16 protein-coding genes and 1 tRNA gene are annotated in these 20,309 nt (G+C 41.1%); 10 read left to right on the forward strand and 7 right to left on the reverse strand.

All coding sequences use genetic code 11. The features are described from left to right. Positions 1-336: 336 nt before the first annotated feature. Genes gap through pfkA form a run of 3 tightly spaced genes read right to left on the reverse strand, consistent with a single transcriptional unit; the run spans position 337 to position 3,181 of the window. Positions 337-1,332 (reverse strand): type I glyceraldehyde-3-phosphate dehydrogenase, encoded by a 996-nt coding sequence (gene gap, locus DIU38_RS02185; RefSeq protein WP_112652615.1) that lies wholly within the window; start codon positions 1,330-1,332, stop codon positions 337-339. Between the two features lie 6 nt (positions 1,333-1,338). Further along, positions 1,339-2,187, reverse strand: coding sequence for a hypothetical protein (locus DIU38_RS02190; protein ID WP_112652616.1), 849 nt, complete (start codon positions 2,185-2,187; stop codon positions 1,339-1,341). A 7-nt stretch (positions 2,188-2,194) separates the two neighbouring features. Next, positions 2,195-3,181: a 6-phosphofructokinase gene (gene pfkA, locus DIU38_RS02195; protein WP_091175145.1), complete on the reverse strand. Its 987-nt coding sequence runs from the start codon at positions 3,179-3,181 to the stop codon at positions 2,195-2,197. 129 nt (positions 3,182-3,310) lie between these two features. On the opposite strand from pfkA, the gene DIU38_RS02200 reads away from it, so the two are divergent. Further along, positions 3,311-4,003 (forward strand): NUDIX hydrolase, encoded by a 693-nt coding sequence (locus DIU38_RS02200; protein WP_371328320.1) that lies wholly within the window; start codon positions 3,311-3,313, stop codon positions 4,001-4,003. Positions 4,004-4,508: 505 nt separating this feature from the next. Here the strand turns inward: DIU38_RS02200 and DIU38_RS02205 are convergent. Both DIU38_RS02205 and DIU38_RS02210 read right to left on the reverse strand, forming a co-directional pair. Then, a complete protein-coding gene (locus tag DIU38_RS02205) occupies positions 4,509-5,369 on the reverse strand; it encodes an N-acetylglucosamine kinase (protein WP_112652617.1) in 861 nt (286 codons plus the stop codon). A 329-nt stretch (positions 5,370-5,698) separates the two neighbouring features. Continuing rightward, positions 5,699-6,628 carry a Nif3-like dinuclear metal center hexameric protein gene (locus DIU38_RS02210; RefSeq protein ID WP_112652618.1) on the reverse strand — a complete coding sequence of 310 codons (930 nt, stop codon included), beginning with the start codon at positions 6,626-6,628 and terminating at the stop codon, positions 5,699-5,701. 107 nt (positions 6,629-6,735) lie between these two features. Here DIU38_RS02210 and DIU38_RS02215 point away from each other — a divergent pair, with 107 nt between their 5' ends. The 5 genes from DIU38_RS02215 to DIU38_RS02235 all read left to right on the forward strand — a co-directional run bounded on the left by DIU38_RS02215 (position 6,736) and on the right by DIU38_RS02235 (position 10,742). Beyond that, positions 6,736-7,890, forward strand: coding sequence for a glycosyltransferase family 87 protein (locus DIU38_RS02215; protein ID WP_112652619.1), 1,155 nt, complete (start codon positions 6,736-6,738; stop codon positions 7,888-7,890). A gap of 302 nt (positions 7,891-8,192) precedes the next feature. Next, on the forward strand, positions 8,193-9,161 hold the full coding sequence (locus tag DIU38_RS02220) for a glycosyltransferase family 2 protein (RefSeq protein ID WP_112652620.1): 969 nt from the start codon (positions 8,193-8,195) through the stop codon (positions 9,159-9,161). Beyond that, entirely contained in the window at positions 9,142-9,948 is an 807-nt protein-coding gene (locus DIU38_RS02225) for a polysaccharide deacetylase family protein (protein WP_112652621.1), read from the forward strand. The genes DIU38_RS02220 and DIU38_RS02225 overlap by 20 nt, the downstream gene beginning before the upstream one ends. Positions 9,949-10,089: 141 nt before the next feature. Continuing rightward, a tRNA-Arg gene (locus DIU38_RS02230) sits at positions 10,090-10,163 on the forward strand. A 105-nt stretch (positions 10,164-10,268) separates the two neighbouring features. After that, a complete protein-coding gene (locus tag DIU38_RS02235) occupies positions 10,269-10,742 on the forward strand; it encodes a hypothetical protein (RefSeq protein WP_112652622.1) in 474 nt (157 codons plus the stop codon). Between the two features lie 403 nt (positions 10,743-11,145). Here DIU38_RS02235 and DIU38_RS02240 read toward each other — a convergent pair whose 3' ends face one another. Together DIU38_RS02240 and DIU38_RS02245 are read right to left on the reverse strand one after the other, a co-directional pair. Beyond that, the gene (locus DIU38_RS02240; protein WP_243770588.1) at positions 11,146-11,832 is read right to left on the reverse strand and encodes a helix-turn-helix domain-containing protein; all 687 of its coding nucleotides are present in this window, start codon (positions 11,830-11,832) and stop codon (positions 11,146-11,148) included. A gap of 111 nt (positions 11,833-11,943) precedes the next feature. Continuing rightward, positions 11,944-12,912, reverse strand: coding sequence for an SDR family oxidoreductase (locus DIU38_RS02245; protein WP_112652624.1), 969 nt, complete (start codon positions 12,910-12,912; stop codon positions 11,944-11,946). Between the two features lie 481 nt (positions 12,913-13,393). Between DIU38_RS02245 and DIU38_RS02250 the strand changes: the two genes are divergently transcribed. The 4 genes from DIU38_RS02250 to DIU38_RS02265 all read left to right on the forward strand — a co-directional run bounded on the left by DIU38_RS02250 (position 13,394) and on the right by DIU38_RS02265 (position 20,288). Further along, a complete protein-coding gene (locus DIU38_RS02250) occupies positions 13,394-13,981 on the forward strand; it encodes an RNA polymerase sigma factor (RefSeq protein WP_090534923.1) in 588 nt (195 codons plus the stop codon). Between the two features lie 90 nt (positions 13,982-14,071). Beyond that, positions 14,072-15,064: a FecR family protein gene (locus tag DIU38_RS02255; RefSeq protein WP_112652625.1), complete on the forward strand. Its 993-nt coding sequence runs from the start codon at positions 14,072-14,074 to the stop codon at positions 15,062-15,064. Positions 15,065-15,377: 313 nt separating this feature from the next. Continuing rightward, complete coding sequence (locus tag DIU38_RS02260; RefSeq protein ID WP_167516061.1) at positions 15,378-18,653, forward strand: SusC/RagA family TonB-linked outer membrane protein; 3,276 nt, start codon at positions 15,378-15,380, stop codon at positions 18,651-18,653. A 33-nt stretch (positions 18,654-18,686) separates the two neighbouring features. Continuing rightward, positions 18,687-20,288, forward strand: coding sequence for a RagB/SusD family nutrient uptake outer membrane protein (locus tag DIU38_RS02265; protein ID WP_112652627.1), 1,602 nt, complete (start codon positions 18,687-18,689; stop codon positions 20,286-20,288). Positions 20,289-20,309 lie beyond the last annotated feature (21 nt).

The following is a 20,309-nucleotide window of genomic DNA, read 5'->3' on the forward strand; positions in this document are numbered from 1 at the left end:
TGACAAAGCGAGGACTTGGAACGTAAAGCCCGGCCCGTTGGCTAACGGGAACGCCCGTGTTGAGAGATATTATCTAAAAAACGTCATTGCGAGGTACGAAGCAATCGCACAGAAGCAGAGGCGCTGTGCAAATCCTCCCTGTACAGTTCGCGATTGCTTCGTGCCTCGCAATGACGGGTGGAGAAGGGGGGCTTTGCAACTCCCCCTGTACAGTTTGCGATTGCTTTCCCGAAGCAAATTCGGGACAGGCAGTGCCTCGCAATGACGGGGTGGGAGAACATAAAAAACGCCCTCCGGCTAACCGAAGGGCGTTTTTATATCTGATAAAATCAGCAATTATAATTTGCCAAGTTCCTGAACAAGGTCAATCAGTTTGTTTGAGTAACCCCACTCGTTATCGTACCATGAAACAACTTTTACGAAGTTTTCATTCAGGCCGATACCGGCTTTAGCGTCGAAAATTGAAGTGCGTGAATCGCCTTTAAAGTCTTCAGATACTACTTCGTCTTCGGTGTAGCCAAGGATGCCTTTCAATTCGCCTTCAGAAGCTTCTTTCATTGCAGCTTTGATGGCTTCATAAGAAGCACCGTTTTTCAAACGTACAGTTAAGTCAACTACAGATACGTCGGCAACCGGTACGCGCAGGCTCATGCCTGTTAATTTACCTTTTAACTGAGGTAAAACTAAACCAACTGCTTTAGCTGCACCTGTTGATGAAGGGATGATGTTTTGGTAAGCACCACGACCACCTCTCCAATCTTTTGCAGATGGGCCGTCAACTGTTTTTTGAGTTGCAGTAACAGCGTGTACAGTAGTCATCAAACCTTCTTCGATACCAAATTTATCGTCCAATACTTTAGCGATAGGAGCTAAACAGTTGGTAGTACAAGAAGCGTTTGAAACGATGTTTTGATCGGCTTTTAACGCTTTGTGGTTAACACCCATAACAAATGTAGGGGTATCATCTTTTGCAGGAGCGCTCATTACTACTTTTTTAGCACCGGCGTCGATGTGTTTTTGAGCAGTTTCCTGAGTTAAGAACAAACCGGTTGATTCAATTACAACCTCAGCACCTACTTCATTCCATTTAAGGTTAGCAGGGTCTTTTTCGGCAGTAACGCGGATGGTTTTACCGTTAACAACCAAATGACCGCCTTCAACAGCAATAGTACCATTGAACTGACCATGGGTTGAATCGTATTTTAACATGTAGGCCATGTAATCTGGCTCAACAAGGTCATTAATACCAACAACTTCAATGTCTGGTCTTTCAATTGCAGCCCTGAATGCCAGGCGGCCAATACGGCCGAAACCGTTAATTCCTATTTTCATGATTTTTTAATTTTTACTTGAATAGTAGGTTAATAAATTATTTATGGGTTCTTTAATTATGTTAGTGATTTGCAGATCAGCTTCGGCGGCAGCTTCATACAAGTGTTCCTGAAAATTAAAAGCAACAGAGCCTGCAAAGTGAACAGACGTACCCGGGTGTTGCTGATATAAAGGTAACAAATATGTGGAAATTAGCTTGCTAAATCCTTTTTTTATGACGTTTTGCAGATGATGATCGTTTTTATTATCGAGATAAAAATCGGTAAAAGAGCTTAAAAATAAAGCAGGCTGTTTTTGCCGGTAAACCTTTTCGAGCAGGTTTTTACGGTCGGCATCGTATTTATGAATAAACTTTTTACGGATAGATAGAGGCAGGGTATCGTTCATGAATTCCTTGATGAGCTGCCTGCCCAGCCAGTTGCCCGAGCCTTCATCGGCCAGGATATAACCCAAGCCATAATTGTTTGGCCAAACTCTTTTTCCATCATACCAGGCGGCATTGCTGCCGCTGCCGCAAATGCTCACAATGCCGGGTTCGTTTTTACAGCAGGCAATAGCTGCGCCCGCAATATCATGTTCGATAGATATTTTGCCGAACTTGAAAAAGGTTGAAAAAGCACTATGTACTATCTTCTTCCGCTCGTCTGACGAGGCACCCGCACCAAAAAAGTAGATGCGTCTGATCACCTCGGCATGGTGTATAAGATTGATGTTTTTGTTGAGAAGCTGAAGGATATGTTTTTCGTCGTTAAAATAGGGATTTATGCCATTGGTTTTAAAGGAAGCAACAGTTCTTCCCTTATCAGTAAGCCTCCAGTGTGCAAAGTACGATCCGCTATAAACAACTGCAATCATTAATAATCTATATCGATAATATATCCATCATTTGTAAAAGGTCTTCTTCAAGCTTAAACTCATGGTGGTTAAGTGCTGCTTCCAGGTCTGTCATCATGATCTGGTTGGCCTGCAAACCTACCATTTTTTGTGATTCGCCGGCAACCAAAGCATTAACTGCTGCAAAGCCAAGTCTGCTGCCCAAAATACGGTCAAAGCTTGACGGTGCACCGCCACGTTGCAAGTGGCCTAAGATAGTAACTTTTATGTCGTAATTTTTAACTTCTTGTTGTACAGCCTTTGCCACGTCATAAACACCGCCGTTTTTATCACCTTCGGCAACAATTACAATGCTTGATGATTTTTTGTTCATGTGGCCCTCTTTAAGGTTTACGATCAAATCATCAATAGCGGTTGCGCGCTCGGGTAGTAAAATAGCCTCGGCACCGCATGAGATACCTGCACGCAAGGCAATAGCGCCCGAATCACGGCCCATTACCTCTATAAAGAAAAGGCGGTCATGCGCATCGGCAGTATCGCGGATTTTGTCGATAGCCTGGATAACCGTATTGGTAGCGGTATCAAAACCAAGGGTATAGGTTGAACCGCAAAGGTCATTATCAATTGTACCCGGTACGCCCATTACTGCAATGTCGGGATACTTACGTGAAAAACGCAGGGCACCGGTAAAAGTACCATCACCGCCAATAACCACAAGGGCATCGATACCACGGGCTTTGGCGTTTTGGTATGCTATCTCCATGCCCTCGTCGGTTTTGAAAGGCAGGCAACGCGCGGTTTTTAAAATGGTGCCACCCAAATTAAGGATGTTACTTACCGAGCGTTTATCCATTTCATACATATCGTTTTCGATAAGGCCTTTATAACCCTGCCTTATACCTACAACTTCCAGCCCGTTATACAGTGCGGTCCTCACAACGGCACGGATACAAGGGTTCATTCCGGGGGCATCACCACCCGAAGTTAAAACCCCTATTTTTGAAATTTTACGCATCTTTCGCTCCTTAATTTTACGCTACGAAGATAGTGTGTGTAGATTACACCATTAAATTTTATTTATTTTTTTTTGGATTAGGAATTAAGGCTATATATTTAAACTTATTAACTAAATCTCACTAATAGTTTGGAACTAATGTTACCCAAGTTTGATTCCGTATTCTCGATTGACTGCGTGATATTCGGCTTTGAAGCCGGCGAGCTTAAAATTTTGCTTATTGAGCGAAACGAAGAGCCTTATAAAGACTGGCTTGCGCTGCCTGGCTATATTGTTGAGCAAGACGAGAGTATTGATGATGCTGCCGAGCGGATCCTGTATGAACTTACGGGCTTGCGCGATTTGCACATGCAACAGTTTCATACTTTTGGCGAAGTAAACCGCCACCCCCAGGGTCGTGTAATTACGGTTGCTTACTATGCATTGATCCGCATAAACGGGCAAAAGGAATTACGACCAGTTACCCAATATGCCAAAAAAGCGTTCTGGCACCCGGTAAGCGAACTGCCTAAACTGGCGTTTGACCATAGTGAGATCTTTAAAACAGGATTCAATAAAATAAAGCGCCGGCTACACTACCAGCCGATAGCATTTGAGCTGTTGCCCGAAAAATTTACGCTTACACAGCTGCAGTCGCTTTATGAGGCTGTTTTGGATAAGAAGCTTGATAAACGCAATTTCCGCAAAAAGATGCTCAGCTATGGCTTTTTGAAGGAGCTTGATGAAAAGCAGAAAGGTGTATCGTACCGCGCCGCTAAGCTCTACAAATTTGATAAACGCAAATATGGTAAGATTTTTCAGGGAGAGATGAATTTGGTTTGATTTCTAGAGAGTCAAGAAGTCAAGATTCAGGAATTAAGACAGAAACAGGAAGCCACGATTCAGGAATCAAGAATTTAAGAGATAAGAAAGGGTTGGGTGATTTTCCAGCCCTTTTTAGTTTTAATATCTGAGACCTCTCCGCCGCGTCATTGCGAGGTACGAAGCAATCGCTAACTGTACAGGTATAACTTGCATGGTTACTCTGTAAGTAGGGGATTGCTTCGTGCCTCGCAATGACGGGGAGGGGCTATGCAAGTAGCCGCCCTGTAAAGTTCGCGATTGCTTCGTACCTCGCAATGACGTGGTAGAGAGAGCAGCGTCCATACATGTCCAAAGATACAGTGACACAGGTATACGGACGGACGACAGTAATCCTTATTTACCCTCTCCTCGCAATGATGTGGCGGATGGGGAATACATATAAACAAAAAGGACCGGAAAAATCTTCCAGTCCTTTTGTTTATATATAAACTGCAAACTGCCCAATGGCAACTGCAAACTGCTCTTACAAAGAGCTTGGTGCTAATTCCAAATGGTATTTCACCAGGTTATCTATAGGCGAGCGGATGATGTTGCCAACAACCATGCCATTTTCAGTAACTACTTCTTCCAGCACGTTACGGAAGTTATAACCTACCGAACCGATGCAGTTGAAAGTGTATTTTTGGTAATCAGGGTAGTGGGTTACCAGGTTGCGAAAGAAATCTTCGAACGAGGTACGCACCAGGTTGCGTGAGTATTCGATGTGTACGTTGTTATCGTAAACAAATTTGCTGAAGCTTGCGCAAAAACGGTTAGCACGGGGCTGGGTGTATACCTGCTCGTTGATATCATCAGGAGTAAGTTTATAAGTTTCCCAGAAAAGGGCACGTACAGGCTCAGGCATGTATCCGCGCAGGTAATCTGTTAACAGCTTTTTGCCAATGTAGCAACCGCTGCCTTCATCACCCAAAATATAAGCGCCCGAATCAATATTGTGTACAACTTCTTTACCATCATAAATGCAGGTATTAGTTCCGGTACCTAATATGGCAGCAAAGCCTTCGGTGTTGCCGAGCAGGGCACGGGCAGCAGCAAGCAAGTCATGACCAATATTAACCTTTGCGCCAACGAAAACCACTTTCATGGCTTCCTCAACAATCTTACGCATTTCGGGGGTTGAGCAACCTGCACCGTAGTAATTTACCTCGGTGATCAGATTTTTTTCAAGATCGGTAGGCAAACTTTCGTTCAGTGATTGTATAATATACTCTGTACTTGAAAAGTATGGGTTATAACCCTCGGTATTGAAGTAAACTTTTTTTCCCTCTTCGGTAACCAGGCACCAATTTGTTTTGGTTGAGCCACCGTCAGCAATTATGATCATAAATTTTTGTTTTTTTAAAAATCGGTTAAAAGTAGGATTTACTTATTGTAAAAAAAACACTTAGTATTTTAAAAATTGAAAATTGCGATTTTTACTTAAATTATAGCTACTTTTTTGTATAAATTAAACTTTAAATGGTGCTTTTATACCATTGTTATCAATAATTAATCAGGTCAACTATACCTTTTTTTAAATGTAAAGTTTACAGATAAGCAGTGCGCCCTACAATTTAAAAACAGAGTAATTTACAATTGTACGCAATGTTACATTATTAAGCAAAATATTGGCTTTAATTAATGCTAAAACGTGTATTTTGTATTACAAACTCATTACATAAACGCAAGTGAATTGCCCGGGTGAATGTGTGTGGCTTTAATACCTGGCACGTTTTGCTTTAGCCAACCTGTCATAAATTCGGAGCCGGGTTCTTCGCTGGCAATATGCCCTAATACAATTAATGAAAGTTTATCGCCTTTTGCTTGGGCATCTCTTACATATTCGGCAGTTTCCCATTCCGAAATTTCACCGCAAATCAGTACATCGGGTTTTTTGGTGCTCATTTCGGTGATCTGTCTTTTACCGCCGGCCGCTCCAGGTAACAGCAGCACCTTTTGGCAGCTTTGTGATGGATCGCCAATGTAGCGTACCTTCTCAATTTTTAGCTTCTTTTTAAGTGTCTCGATAAGCGAACTCAAGGAGGTAGACGGAATGGTTAACAGGTTCCCTGTTTCGGGTTTGTAATAGCTTACCCAATCAAGCTGCTTTAACAAACCAATGCCAACGCCATCGGGTTTAAGGCTATGTATGGTATCATGGTTGCGCCAAATCACAATGTTGTGCTTGTCGAGCAATTGTTTTTTATACTGAAATATGTCATCGCTGGCCAGCCAGGCGGTTTCATCGGCATGGTTATAAAAAGTTGGCTCGTGTGCTATGATAAAATTAGCGCCTAAGCTGATTGCTTTTTCAATAATGCCAATGGTTGCAAACATGGTGGTAATTATGCCGGTAACAACAATATCGCGGTTGCCTGATTTTAGGGTATCAACCGTATTAGGGAAGGGTGCGCCCGGCACCTGTTTCATAAACAGATCAATGATTTGCCCTACCGTAATGTGTTCATCAGGATTAGTAAAGGTGATGGCATCTACAGCAAACGGAGTTGATAATAACGCAGCGGTGCCTGCTAAAGCACTTAACTGGGTAATGAACTTACGGCGATCGGGATTATGATTAATGGGGGAGAGGTTTGAATTCATGGTATGATTGGGTTTGTTCAAAGATAACACAGGGTAAGTTAATTTCAGATTTGTAATAATTGTGTGACATATTTATATCTTCGCATAAATTTAAAGACCCCTAATCCGTGCAAAAACTTGCTAAGCTTATCACCAACAAACCTTTTGTTTATTCTTTATGGTTTGGCCTAAGTCTGTTTCTGGTAATTAAAGGTGTTTTAACCCACCAGGGGTTTAACAATTATACCATATTTAAATACAATTTTTTAAATACCATCCATCAGCATAACCTATACGCTTATCAACCGGAGCATTATTACGACCTGAACCATTACGGGCCGGTATTTTCAATAATCATGGCACCTTTTGCTATTTTGCCAGATAGTATAGGCGTTATTTTATGGGTGTTGTTTAACGCGTTTATCCTGTTTAAGGCTATTCAACTATTGCCACTAAAAAAAGATCAGTATGTTATTGTGCTTTTACTGTGCGCCCACGAACTAATGACAGCATCAGCCAATGTGCAGAGTAACCCGATGATAGCAGCGTTGATTATATTAGGTTTTAATTTTATAAAACGTGAACAGGATTTTTGGGCTGCATTAATGATAGCCCTCGGCGCATTTATTAAGCTTTACGGTATAGTTGGGTTGGCCTTCTTTTTCTTCTCCACAAATAAACCAAAGTTTGTGTTAAGCTTTATTTTTTGGTCGGCAGTGTTGTTTGTTTTGCCTATGGCCATTTCATCTCCCTCGTTTATTATACAAACTTATCACGACTGGTATACCGACCTGGTGATTAAAAATTCGGATAACCAGCAATCATATATGCAGGAAATTTGTGTTACTGGTTTTATACGGAGAGCGTTTCATTACCAGGATCTTAAGAATATGTACGTAATAGGACCTGCACTGGTGTTGTTTGGCTTGTCGTACCTGCGCGTTAAGGCTTATAAGGTTTTGGAATACCAGCGCCTGATCCTTTCATCGGTATTGATCTTCGCTGTGATATTCAGCAGTTCGGCCGAGTCATCAACTTATATTATTGCTTTTGTAGGAGTTGCCGTTTGGTTTATGAATCTGAACCGCCCGGTAACCGGCTTCGAGATTTTTTTGCTGGTTTTAGCATTGTTGATCACAAGTCTTTCCCCTTCAGATCTTTTTCCGTCTTTTATCCGCACCCAATATATCGTTCCTTATAAACTAAAATCGATACCCTGCTTTTTAATCTGGATTAAAATAATTTATGAAACGCTCACCAGGGATTTTGTTAATGAAAAGTAAGGTGTATTGACCCAGGCAGCAGTTTAGAGGATCACCGGTTTGAAAACAGTCTTGAATGATTATTTTTTACTGTAGAGCCCCGAAAACTTGCAGGTTAATAGATAATTATTATTTATGTTTGTAACTGGAAAGTTACATTTGAGAGCTTTGGCACCTTTTATTAAAACTTGATGACGGCAGTTACATTTTGTAACAATTTATCGTAAGGTTATTTTATAAAAAGGGTACATGAGATTGTAATCAAATATAAGCTTTAATTATTAATACCGCCTGTTACAATTAAAATTTTCCATAGTATAACTATGACATACCTTGCTGATAAAAAGATCTCTATTGTTATACCATCCCATAACGAGGAAAAGAATATTAGTTATTTAATTGAGCAACTCCGCGAAACGCTTTCGCCCACAGGATATGCCTATGAGTTGATATTTGTTGATGATGGTAGCCGTGATAACACCTTAAATGAATTAAAGATCAATGCCGAGTTGCATCCCAATGTTTTTTATGTAGAGCTTTCGCGCAATTTTGGTAAAGATTATGCCCTTAAGGCTGGTATTGCAATGGCGCAGGGCGATGCCGTGATAACAATGGATGCTGATTTGCAGCACCCGCCACAACTGATCCTGAAGATGTTAAACCTTTGGGAAAATGGCTATGATATTGTTTATACCTATCGCGAAGGCGAAAACCCTCATGGCAAAGGTTATCAGAAAGTTACCTCAAAATTGTTTTACAAAGGCCTTAACATGCTTTCGGATATCAAAATGGAAAATGGCACTGCCGATTTTAGGTTGATTGATGAAAAAGTAGTAAAGCAGCTTAAACTGATTGACGAATACGAAATCTTTTTTAGGGGGATAATTAAATGGGCAGGATATAAACAGGTTGGCATTCCTTATGTACCATCAAAACGACATACAGGCGAGGCAAGCTATTCTTTTTCGAAGCTGGTTAAGCTTGCTGTAGGCAGTATTGTAGCTTTCAGCGCGCGCCCGCTTTATATTGTATCGATAATTGGGCTATTGGTTTCATCACTGGCTATTTTGTATATCCCTTATGTATTAGTAAGCTACTTTTTAGGTTACGCAGTTTCGGGATGGGCATCAATTATTGCTACCATAGCCTTTTTTGGCGGCCTTCAGTTGCTTGTGATGAGTGTTATAGGGGTATATGTGGGAAAAATTTTTATGCAGTCAAAACATCGCCCGCATTATATTATCCGGTCATCAAATGTTGTTATTGTAGATAATGATTTTATTAGGGTTTGATGTTGAGGAGTTTGATATGCCGTTTGAGTACGGCAAATCAATACCATTTGATGAGCAGCTTGAAATTTCAACAAGGGGTACCAATGCTATACTCAAATTACTGGAGCAGAAAAATATAAAGGTTACTTTTTTTTGCACTGCCAATTATGCCATCAATAGGCCGGATGTCATCAAACAGATGGTGACCGAAGGACATGAAGTAGCCTCGCACGGGTATTATCATTCCGATTTTAAGGTTGAGCATTTAATGCAGTCAAAGCTGGCTTTGGAGAATATTTCCGGAACTGAAGTAACAGGTTTTCGGATGGCCCGGATGATGCCGGTGGATGAGGCTGAGATTGCGAAAGCGGGTTACGAGTATAACTCATCCATAAATCCGACATGGCTGCCAGGAAGGTATAATAATTTTGATAAACCACGTACCTGGTTTTATGATCATGATGTGCTGCAGATTCCGGCTTCGGTTTCGCCGGTAATACGTTTTCCGCTTTTCTGGCTGAGCTTTCATAATTTGCCGCTTTCTTTATTAAAAAGGATGGCCTCGGCAACGCTAAAAAAAGATGGCTACCTGAACCTTTATTTTCACCCCTGGGAATTTACCAATCTGCACGATAAAGAAAAGTTCGGTTTCCCGGGCTATGTTTCCAGAAACTCGGGCGAAGCTTTTGCACGAAGGATAGCTGATTTTATTGATTGGGCAAGTGACAAAGGTTACATCTTTAGACGGACGGACGGATTTTGTGAAATAATCAAAAACAAAATTAAACAAGAGGCCGTATTACATTAACGAGCTGTTAAACAGCTTATAGCAAATCAATTACCAAATTGATTGTTATTTTCAGCATAATTTTGCATATTTGTACCGCAAAAAAATATACAGTATACCACGGGTTCGAAACCATGCTTGTATTTGTAGTTTAGATGCGATGGTCCTATAGCTCAGCTGGATAGAGCAACAGATTTCTAATCTGTAGGTCTTTGGTTCGAATCCAAATGGGATCACTGAATATAGCTGGATACATTGTATCTGGCTATATTTTTTTAAAATGAATTGCAAAAAGCCTTATTGGTATATTAGAGCGATATAATTTTACCCTTGTAACCAATATGAAACCTTATTTCAAAGTAATTACGACACTCTTCCTAATTAGTGTAGTAAAAGTATCTTTCGCTCAGACGCCTTCATTTGGCAATTATAAAACAAAAATATTTATTGGAAGAGCTGCCAAACTTAAAATCAAAGGTAATGCATTGGCAGAAAGATATAAGACAGCAATTTCTAATTCATATAATGACGATCCATATATCAGAAAATTCCATGGTAAAGGAGGGCTAAATTTCGCTGGTCATTATTGTTTCGCGTATTGGGGGTGCGGATCTGATTGTCAACAAAGCGCGATTGTCGACTTGCAAACGGGAAAGGTGTACGATGGGCCTACGGCTGCTCGTCAGTTCGAATATAGGCGCTGGAGTAGATTGCTAATTGTAAATAGACCAGGTGATAAAAGTGATTGCGCGGTTTGTCAGCCAGAATATTGGATACTTAATGAACAAACTAAACATTTTGTAAAGATAAAATGATGCCTTCATTTTGCTATTAGCATTCATACTAAAATCAACTATCGCTAATCTCCATACACCACACCTTCCGGAATTTTGAGACTTGCAATCGTCTTCAAAATATCAAAAAACTGGTTCGTATGGCATCCAGTTGCGCTCACTTATAAGAAAAGCCGTTTCATATACATAGAAACAGCTTTTTTGTACATGAGGGTACTTTTGAGGGCTAGCCCCATATCTTGAATAGACGCTCGTCGTATCAGCTTGTTCCGGAACACAGTGGTCAAGTTCAACAGAATCTCCACCTATCAACGAGTATCGTATTGACTTTATAGCCAGTTGTAAAAGTCATTGCTAAGTGAGTTTATGTGTGCTATTTCCCCGGTATGCGAGCTATAGACTATACGAAAGTCTGATGCTTTTTTCAGTAAAGCACAGCAGTCGGCGCAAGCCCGAATTGCTTTTTAAAGGCAAAGGAGAAATGGGACAGATTCTCGAAGCCCAGCTCAAGATAAATGTCTTTGGGCTTTTGGCTTTGCTGGTGGATGAGAAAGTAAGCTTCTTCCAATCGCTTTTTTGTCAGCCAGCGTCCGGGCGTGTCGTTATAGATTTGTTGGAAGTCACGCTTGAAAGCGGATAAGCTCCTGCCTGTCAGAAACGCGAAGCGCTCTAAAGGGACATTGAACCTGAAGTTCCGGGTCATGAAGGCTTCGATGTCTATCTTTTGCGGCGCACCGAAGTTGAACAATACGGCAGCAAGGCCTGGGTCGTTTTTGAGCAGGATCAATAGCAGTTCTTCCCGCTTGAGATCTGCAAAAGCTTCCTCGATCTCGGCCTCGCCCCTATAATAGGGTTCGAGGGAATGGATGAAGCTGGTGAGTAGCTGATCGTCCTTGACCGGCCGGATGGAATAGTCTGACGTGGCAATGCTGGGATCTACCCGGTGCCGGGCTAAAAACCGTTTTAAAAAGGCTTCATCCAGGACGATAACGATCTTTTTAAAGTCACCGTCCTGCTGCTGCTTGGTGTAGCGTAGCAAATGGTTCTTACGGGCGATGCAGCTATCGCCGGGATGAAAGTGGTAATGCTTGTCTCCACTATATGCCAGCATAGAGCCTTTTAAGAGGTACAGAAAGAAATGATCGGATATGACCTGTTCGGGAGACATTCCGGGACCTAAATGACAGGATTGCAGACTACTGGTGATCATACTCAAAAATACTTAATTCAAAAGACTATCCACACTTGCCAATATCACTTCTTCCTTACTGCGAGGATACCAATTCAATACCCGCTGTGCCTTTTCGTTGGAAATGGCAATATAGAAGGATTCATCCAGCGGCTTCAGGTTGGCGATGTTTCCGGCGTATTCGGGTCTTTCTTTCCGGATAAGCTCAGCCACGTCGTAAAGGCTCATGACCCCGGTGGCTGTTGCCAGGAAGCGCTCACCCGCTGCGGCCGGATGTGTCATTGCTTTGAGGTGAATATAGGCTACATCACGCACATCCACCACGCCAAAAGTGAAGGGCAGCGTTTCTTTGATCTGGCCATCCAATACGCCTTTCACAAAGCCGATGGAGGTGGAAAAGTCTTTTCCCAGGGCAGGGCCGAATACGCCAACCGGGTTTATTACGGTGAGTTCCATGCCGTCGCCCTCGCTGTTAATCCAGTCCCAGGCAGCTTTTTCGGCAATCGTTTTTGATTTAATGTAGGCGCGGTCTGTCAGTTCGGGGTCTGTCCAGTCTTCTTCGGTAAAGGTGTAGCCTTTGGGATCTTTGCTGTAGCCGATGGCAGCAAAGGATGAGGTTAATACCACGCGTTTCACACCGGCATGGCGGGCGGCTTTCAATACCCTTAATGCGCCATCCCGTGCGGGTATAATAAGGTCGTTGGCATCTTCGGGTTCTTCGGCAGGAAATGGGGAAGCTACGTGCAGCACATAGGTGCAGCCATCAGCTGCCCAATTCCAGTTCAGGTCATTAGTCAGGTCTGCTTCCACAAAGGCGAGGTTTTCAAAGGATTTGATTCCGGCTCCTTTGAGCAGGTTAATTACTTCGTCTTTTCTTTTTAAGGAGCGAAGGGTTGTTTTAACAGTGTAGCCTTGTTGTAAGAGTTGAAGGATACAATAGATGCCAATGAAGCCTGTGCCGCCTGTTACTAATACGGTTGGCTGTTTGATGTTATTTTCCATGTTGAATTTTCTTTTGACAAAGATGGCGCTAATGCGGCTTGCCTGTTTTGTTTAGAAGTTCAACTTTGTTTTGTTTAAAAGTCCAGGAAATTTGATTTTGCTTTAATCCGCTGACTATAAGGTTTAGCACATAACTGTGTTATTTACCAAGTGAATAAAGCATCTTAATTCCAATCTGTCTTTTTATTGATGTTAAAGTAACACTTAAAATTGCACTGAATTCCTTATGAAAAATTCTCATATCGCTGGCAAGTAAATATTAATATTTGTTTTTTCGGTATATCTATCGAACTTGAAATGAATGTTTATTTAACAATTAATTTAAGTTTTTATTTGATTATTGATTTAATTGATTTAGATTAGTAATACAATTAAAACCTAATTATAGTTCCCTCTACACGGTGAATTTTTATTGACTGGTAAACAAATTAGTTGTTTTCAATGAAGACGGACTGTAACTATTATAAACACCAAATTTATAATGAAGCCAATTGAGTTAAATCATACTGACGACGTTTTATTATTGCAGCAAATAGAACAGGGCAGTCAACATGCATTTAATTTATTGTATGAAAAGCATTGGGGAAACGCCTATTCTGAAGCCTATAAACGTTTAAAGGATTCGGATCAGGCAAAAGATATAGTCCAGGAAGTATTTACCCATATTTGGCTCAAAAAAGAAAGTCTCCGTATTCATAATCTACCGGCTTATTTAACAGTAGCTATACGTAATAAGGTGTTTAAACTGGTTGAAAAGCAGAAAATCATTCATCCATTCTTTGATGTAATTGATGACCTGCCTGCATCTTGTCAACAAGCTGACGACAATTTGCTTTGGAAAGAGTTTTTAATATCTTATGAGGCGCTTTTAAATACGCTTCCTCCCAAAAGACAAATTATTTTCCGCCTTCATTATCAGAACGATTTACCAACCAAAGAAATCGCGGCACAATTGGGTCTCACAAGAAAAACAGTTCAAAATCAGCTCCTAAAAGCTATTGAAAAATTGAAAGTGTCATTATTACCCTTCCTTTCTTTATTGATCATTTTATTTGGGGCAATAAAATAATTAGGCCTGTAAAAAATAAATTTTTTAGTAGAGTGGGACTTTTGTTTGTTTATAGGTCATATCTATAATCAATAGTACAACCTATTTTAAATGGACAAGCAATATTTTCTTGAACTGTTGCATAAATATCTCAATAATGAAGCAACAGATGAAGAACAGCAATTTTTAGTTAAATATTACGAGTTGTTTTCTGCCGAGCCAGATATTATTTCTCTATTGAGTGATGAGCAGAAGAACGAAATCAAGGAAGAAATAAATGCCTCAATTTGGGAAAACATCGATAAACATACCGGTGTTGATAAAAAAATAATACGCCTGAAGACCTGGGTCAACAAAATAGCTGCCGCAGCGGCAATCATTGGGGTTTGTGGCATAGGGTATTTGTTTTTACACAATAAATCGGTTGTTAAACCGCCCCAGTCATATTCGGCCCATCGGCCAAAACCTAACCTGTTTCTGGTACTGCCTGATGGAAGCAGGGTAATACTCAGCTATGGTAGCAAACTTAGTTATGCTTCATCATTTGATGGCCTTACGAAACGCGAAGTATATCTTACGGGTGAAGCCTTTTTCGATATAAAACACAACAACTTAAAACCGTTTGTTGTACACACCGGTAAAATAAAAACAACCGTGTTGGGTACTGCATTTGATGTAAAAGCAGTGCCCGGTGATAAAACCATAACAGTCACCGTTACCAGGGGCAAGGTAAAAGTCAGCAATAATAACAAGCTCCTGGGCATTATTGTTCCCAATCAGCAGATCACCTTTGACCGGCAAAAATCTATTTCAATGCAAACTAACATAAATGCAAAAAATTATACAATCTGGACGGCGAAGGATGATTTGTATTTTGAAGATGTAACTTTTGGGGAAGCAGCCAAGGTATTGGAAGACAGGTTTAAGGTTAAGATATTATTTACAGATCAGTTGGTTCGCTCAAAACACTTCACCTCTACTTTCAATAAATCTGCCAACCTGGATCAGGCATTAAAGAGCATTTGTGAGTTCAATGACGCCACTTATTCGTACGATAAAGCGAAGACTACCATAACCATCACCACTAAATCTCAAACCAATTAAACTTAAAGTATATGAAGAAAAAGTACCTCAAAAATCACAAACAGATCCTGTTTAAAAGAAGTCCGGGTAGTTCTCCGGCATAAAAAACCCTCTGAACCATTTCCGGGAAATAACCTCAGAGGGTCGCTAACACTATTCGACTGCAATCGATTGTATTAGCCGGGTGTTTTAAATTTTAACATTCAATCGAAGACATTAATCACTTAAAACAAACTAAATTATGAATTTTTCCATAATTCTGGCAGAACCGCGGCATTTTGTTAAATACCCGCTCAGATTTCATCTGCTAATTGACTTAAATTTTAAACAGTGTATGAGAATCGGGATAATTTCAATGTTCATATTAGCTACTTCAATTCCTGTATTTTCAGCAGCCCCTGTAAAGAGTCAGACAATTGACCAGGTAGCGGTGAGTCTTACACTCAAGAATGAATCACTTGTAAAAGCTTTTCATAAAATCGAATCACAAAGCAGTTTTCATTTTATGTATCGCAATGATGATGTGAAGGATATTCTCAACCTGGATATTGCTGCCAGTAATAAATCGATAGCAGTAGTTCTGAAGGCCATTTTGTCTAACACTTTACTCAAATTCAGACAGATTGATGACCAGATATTAATTACAAAATCAAATCAGGATAAAGCGGCAACCGGTGAAAAAGCAGATGTCACTACTGATATAGTAGCATCCAAAGGCATAATTAAAGGAACGGTGACCGATTCAAAGGAGAGTCCGTTAGCGGGTGTTACGGTAAAACTGGATGGCGCAATTTCATTAAATAAAGCAACAGACGTTAACGGCAACTATAGCTTCGCTAATTTACCGGCAGGTAACTATACGCTCACTTTTACTTTTGTTGGTTTTAAATCGGTAACAAAAACATTAGCATTAGGAGAGGATCAGCAAAGTGTAATTAATGTGGTGTTAACGGAAAGTACAAATGGCCTGGACGAAGTTGTTGTAACTGGTTACGGAACTCAGAAAAAGCGGGAAGTAACCAGCGCAATTACCTCTGTAAATGCAGCACAGTTTAATAAAGGTAATATCAGTGATGTTGCACAGTTATTACAAGGTAAAGTAGCCGGTCTTTCTATCGCACGCCCTGGTGGCGACCCTAACGGTGGTTTTGCCATCAGGTTAAGGGGACTTTCTACTTTAGGAGCTAACACACAGCCGCTAATAGTGCTTGATGGCCAGGTGGGGGCTGATATTAATACAGTTGATCCAAATGATATAAAAAGTATTGACGTACTGAAGGATGGTTCGGCCGCTGCCATTTATGGTACACGCGGTTCGGCTGGCGTTATCATTATAACAACCATCGCAGGAAAGAGAGGGATGTCAAAGCTTACTTATAACGTTTCAGGTACTGAAGAAACCCCTGCCAAATTTACCAAGCATATGACAGCCGCCGAGTTTGTTGCGCTTGGCAAAGGGACAAACTATGGCTCTTCTACCGATTGGAATAAAGAAATAACACGTTCGGCTTTTTCACATGTACATAATTTAGGTATTTCGGGAGGTGATGAGCGTACTGTTTATGATGCAACTTTAAACTATCGCAATAGTCAGGGTGTTGCAATCAGAACTGGTTTTCAGCAATTAAATGGCCGTTTGAATATCACACACAAGGCGTTGGATAACAAATTGGTCCTCAATTTAAATATAAATACTACTAACAGAAACTCACAATTTGGCTTTCCCGATGCTTTCAAATATGCAACCATTTTTAATCCTACAGCACCGGTGCATTCTACAGATCCTTTATATGATTTAACCGGCGGTGGTTTTTTTGAATCCAACTTCGTTGATTATTCAAACCCGGTGGCAATGTTGGTTCAAAATACAAACGAAGCACGGAATAAGAAATTTAACATTGGCGGAACCGCGACGTATGAGCTAACTAAGGGATTGAAGTTTGCTACTAAATATTTTAAACAAACAACAAGCATCTATCATTCAGAGTACTCCCCAACTACAGCCTTTATTTCCAGGGGCTTTCCGCTGGGCAGTGGTTTTGGCCGTTCGGGTATTTCTGCAAAATTTGATGATGAATCTGAAAATAGCTTGCTTGAAAGCACCTTGTCTTATGACAAAACAATACATAAACTGGAGATTGCTGCTGTCGCTGGATATTCGTATCAGGATTTCTTCTACCAGGGATTTGATGCCCAGGGCGGTAATTTTGTAACCGATGCCTCAGGTCAGAATTTTGCCGCAGCGCTCGACTTTAAAAATGGTATAGGCGTAGTTGAAAGTTATAAAAATGAGAATAAGCTGATCTCGTTTTTCGGGCGGGTAAACTTAAACTATGATAATATCGCTTTCCTTTCTGCCAGTTTAAGAAGAGACGGTTCAACAGAGTTTGGTGTAAATAACAAATGGGGCTTTTTTCCTGCTGTTAGTGCAGGTTTTGATTTGAGCAGAATATTAAAGATTCAAAGTATAAGCAACCTCAAATTGCGTGGCAGCTATGGGGTTACCGGTGCATTACCACCGTTTCCGTATCTTTCATTGTCTACTTTATCAAATAGCGGCGGTACCTATTATGCCGGCAACGGTGTATACCTCAGTACCTACAGTGGCACCAGGAACCCTAACCCTGGTCTGAAATGGGAGAAAAAAGCTGAAACAGATATCGGTTTAGACTTTTCACTGTTAAACGGAAGGTTAACCGGCACATTTGACTATTTTAACAGGAAAACTACCGATTTGATTTTTGACGTTACGGTGCCTTCGCCGCCGGCGTTATTCAACAACACATGGGAAAATATTGGCGAATTGAGTAACTCGGGTGTGGAATTAGCTCTAAGCTATGAAGCTATTAAAACACCTGACTTCAGTTGGACTACCGGTGGCAATATTTCAAGTTACCACGTAGTTTTAACAAAGCTGATTGACGCTTTAAAAGGTTCGTACGTAGGGGCTACCAACCTTGGCACTCCTGGCCAGGAAGCCACGCAGTTAACGAGGGCGGTTGAAGGCCAGCCGATCGGTATACTTTACGGGCCCAAATATGTAGGTGTTGATGCAAATGGTGTATACCAGTACTCTGACGGTAAAGGCGGCACTGTTGGATTGGCAAATGCACCGCGTCAGGTTATTGGTAATGGCTTACCTAAATTTGAATTTGGGATTACCAACGCCTTTAGATACAAACAGTTTGATTTTAACTTTTTCCTTCGCTCATCTATCGGTCATCAGTTAATCAATACTTACCGCGCGTTTTACGAAAATCCAAATGTTGCAACCAGCTATAATATAGTAAATACCAAATATTTCAATCCCAAAGTTACCGATGGTGCCGCATACAGCAGTTATGACGTCGAAAAAGCATCTTTCCTGAAACTGGATAACGCAACGCTTGGCTATACTTTCAAGATTGCCAAGAGCAGTAAACCGGGGATGATTAGCAGTTTGAGAGCCTATATTTCGGGCCAGAACCTTTTCACTATTACCGGTTATACAGGTGTTGACCCGGAGGTTAGGTACGCTGACTCTGGAAATGTGTTAGCTCCGGGTATCGACCGCAGGGAGACATGGGTTTATACAAGGTCATTTACCCTCGGCGTTAATTTGGGATTTTAATTAAGGTATTTCAAAGTTTAATATATACAAATTATGAAACATAAATCATTAACAAGATATTCGTTGCTGGTGTTTCTTGCTGCGGCTTCATGTACAAAGCTGGATGAAAAAGCATTGCTCTACGATCAGGTAACTGAGGATAGTTTTTATAAAACAGACAAGCAACTGGCGGCCGCTGTGGGCGCTGCATATTCTTCTATTTATGGTTATAACGGTGCTTTCTTTAACTTAAATGAGGTTACTACCGACGAGGTTGTTGTACCAACACGGGGCGCTGACTGGGGTGACGGTGGGCACTGGGTACGTTTAAAAACACATAAAACTAACAGCACCGATTCACAACCAGCTAATGGCTGGAGCCTTGGTTTCGGCGGGGTTACCACTTGTAACAAAATTTTAGCCGCCCTGGCTGTAAGTAAATCACCAACAGCTGCTACTTATGTAGCAGAATTAAAATGTTTAAGGGCCATTTACTACTACTGGCTGCTTGATTTGTTTGGCAACGTGCCTATCACTACTGATTTTTCGGATACCAAACCCCCAGCAACCAAAAGCCGGGCCGAAGTTTACGCTTTTATTGAATCAGAATTACTGGCAAACATTGAAAAACTACCCAAAATAGGCACGGGCGATGGCCCATACTATGGCCGTGTTACTTATTATGTTGCTGAAGCAACTTTGGCCAAGTTATATTTAAATGCCCAAACTTATACCGGGACCCCACAATATGATAAAGCATTAGCTGCATGTGATGTAATTATTAATTCCGGTAAGTATACGCTGATGAATAATTACGCCGACAACTTTTCAAGGAATAATACCAGCTCAACCGAGTCTATTTGGGCGATACCGTTTGATGGGGTTAAAGCGGGCGGCTTTAATATGAATATGGAGACCTTGCATTTGCAAAGCCAGAATACTTATCAAATGAATAACCAGCCATGGAATGGATTTGCCTCGGTACAGGAATTTTACCAATCCTATATTGACCCTGCGCAAAACCCCGGCCCGCAGGGAACAGTTGTAGGCCTTGACCCCAAAGGTACACCTACTACCGGTACCCTCGATAAGAGGATGCTGAATAATTTCCTTGTTGGACCTCAATACCAGGCTGATGGGGTAACCCCGTTAACAGACGGCGGTGCAGATGTGACGGATCCTAATGGTCCGCCTATTACCTTTACCCCTTACATTAACGAACTGCAGCCCAATGCCTGGAGACAGGCAGGTGCACGTATTGGTAAATGGCAATTTTATAAAGGTATGCAGACAAGTTTGGATAATGATTTGGCAATTTATAGATACGCCGATATTTTGCTGATGAAGGCCGAATTATTAGCCAGAAAAAGTGGCAATTGGAACGACCCGGTTACGCTTGCACTGGTTAATCAAATCCGAACAGTACATGGAGGGGTTGCACCATTCACCAGTTTAACTCCTTCAATATTTTTAGCAGAGCGCGGCCGGGAAATGTTCGCAGAAAGCTACAGAAGGCAGGATATGATCCGTTTTGGTGTTTATAATGACGCGTACCGTTTCCACCCGGCCGATCCGGATGCTCACGTTAATATTTTTCCGGTACCCGAACCTCAAATTAATGCAAATCCAAACCTGAAACAAAACCCCGGATATTGATAAAATACCTGAGTTAGTAAA

This window comes from Mucilaginibacter metallidurans (genome assembly GCF_003286435.2).
GTDB classification, from domain to species: domain Bacteria; phylum Bacteroidota; class Bacteroidia; order Sphingobacteriales; family Sphingobacteriaceae; genus Mucilaginibacter; species Mucilaginibacter gossypii.

Bases quoted from the DNA above. Each gene is read 5' to 3' on its own strand.
- gap (WP_112652615.1), bottom strand. From the start codon at position 1,332: ATGAAAATAGGAATTAACGGTTTCGGCCGTATTGGCCGCCTGGCATTC.
- DIU38_RS02205 (WP_112652617.1), bottom strand. From the start codon at position 5,369: ATGATCATAATTGCTGACGGTGGCTCAACCAAAACAAATTGGTGCCTG.
- DIU38_RS02255 (WP_112652625.1), top strand. From the start codon at position 14,072: ATGGACAAGCAATATTTTCTTGAACTGTTGCATAAATATCTCAATAAT.
- DIU38_RS02210 (WP_112652618.1), bottom strand. From the start codon at position 6,628: ATGAATTCAAACCTCTCCCCCATTAATCATAATCCCGATCGCCGTAAG.
- DIU38_RS02235 (WP_112652622.1), top strand. From the start codon at position 10,269: ATGAAACCTTATTTCAAAGTAATTACGACACTCTTCCTAATTAGTGTA.
- DIU38_RS02225 (WP_112652621.1), top strand. From the start codon at position 9,142: ATGATTTTATTAGGGTTTGATGTTGAGGAGTTTGATATGCCGTTTGAG.
- DIU38_RS02220 (WP_112652620.1), top strand. From the start codon at position 8,193: ATGACATACCTTGCTGATAAAAAGATCTCTATTGTTATACCATCCCAT.
- DIU38_RS02190 (WP_112652616.1), bottom strand. From the start codon at position 2,187: ATGATTGCAGTTGTTTATAGCGGATCGTACTTTGCACACTGGAGGCTT.
- DIU38_RS02250 (WP_090534923.1), top strand. From the start codon at position 13,394: ATGAAGCCAATTGAGTTAAATCATACTGACGACGTTTTATTATTGCAG.
- pfkA (WP_091175145.1), bottom strand. From the start codon at position 3,181: ATGCGTAAAATTTCAAAAATAGGGGTTTTAACTTCGGGTGGTGATGCC.
- DIU38_RS02245 (WP_112652624.1), bottom strand. From the start codon at position 12,912: ATGGAAAATAACATCAAACAGCCAACCGTATTAGTAACAGGCGGCACA.
- DIU38_RS02260 (WP_167516061.1), top strand. From the start codon at position 15,378: ATGAGAATCGGGATAATTTCAATGTTCATATTAGCTACTTCAATTCCT.
- DIU38_RS02265 (WP_112652627.1), top strand. From the start codon at position 18,687: ATGAAACATAAATCATTAACAAGATATTCGTTGCTGGTGTTTCTTGCT.
- DIU38_RS02240 (WP_243770588.1), bottom strand. From the start codon at position 11,832: ATGCTGGCATATAGTGGAGACAAGCATTACCACTTTCATCCCGGCGAT.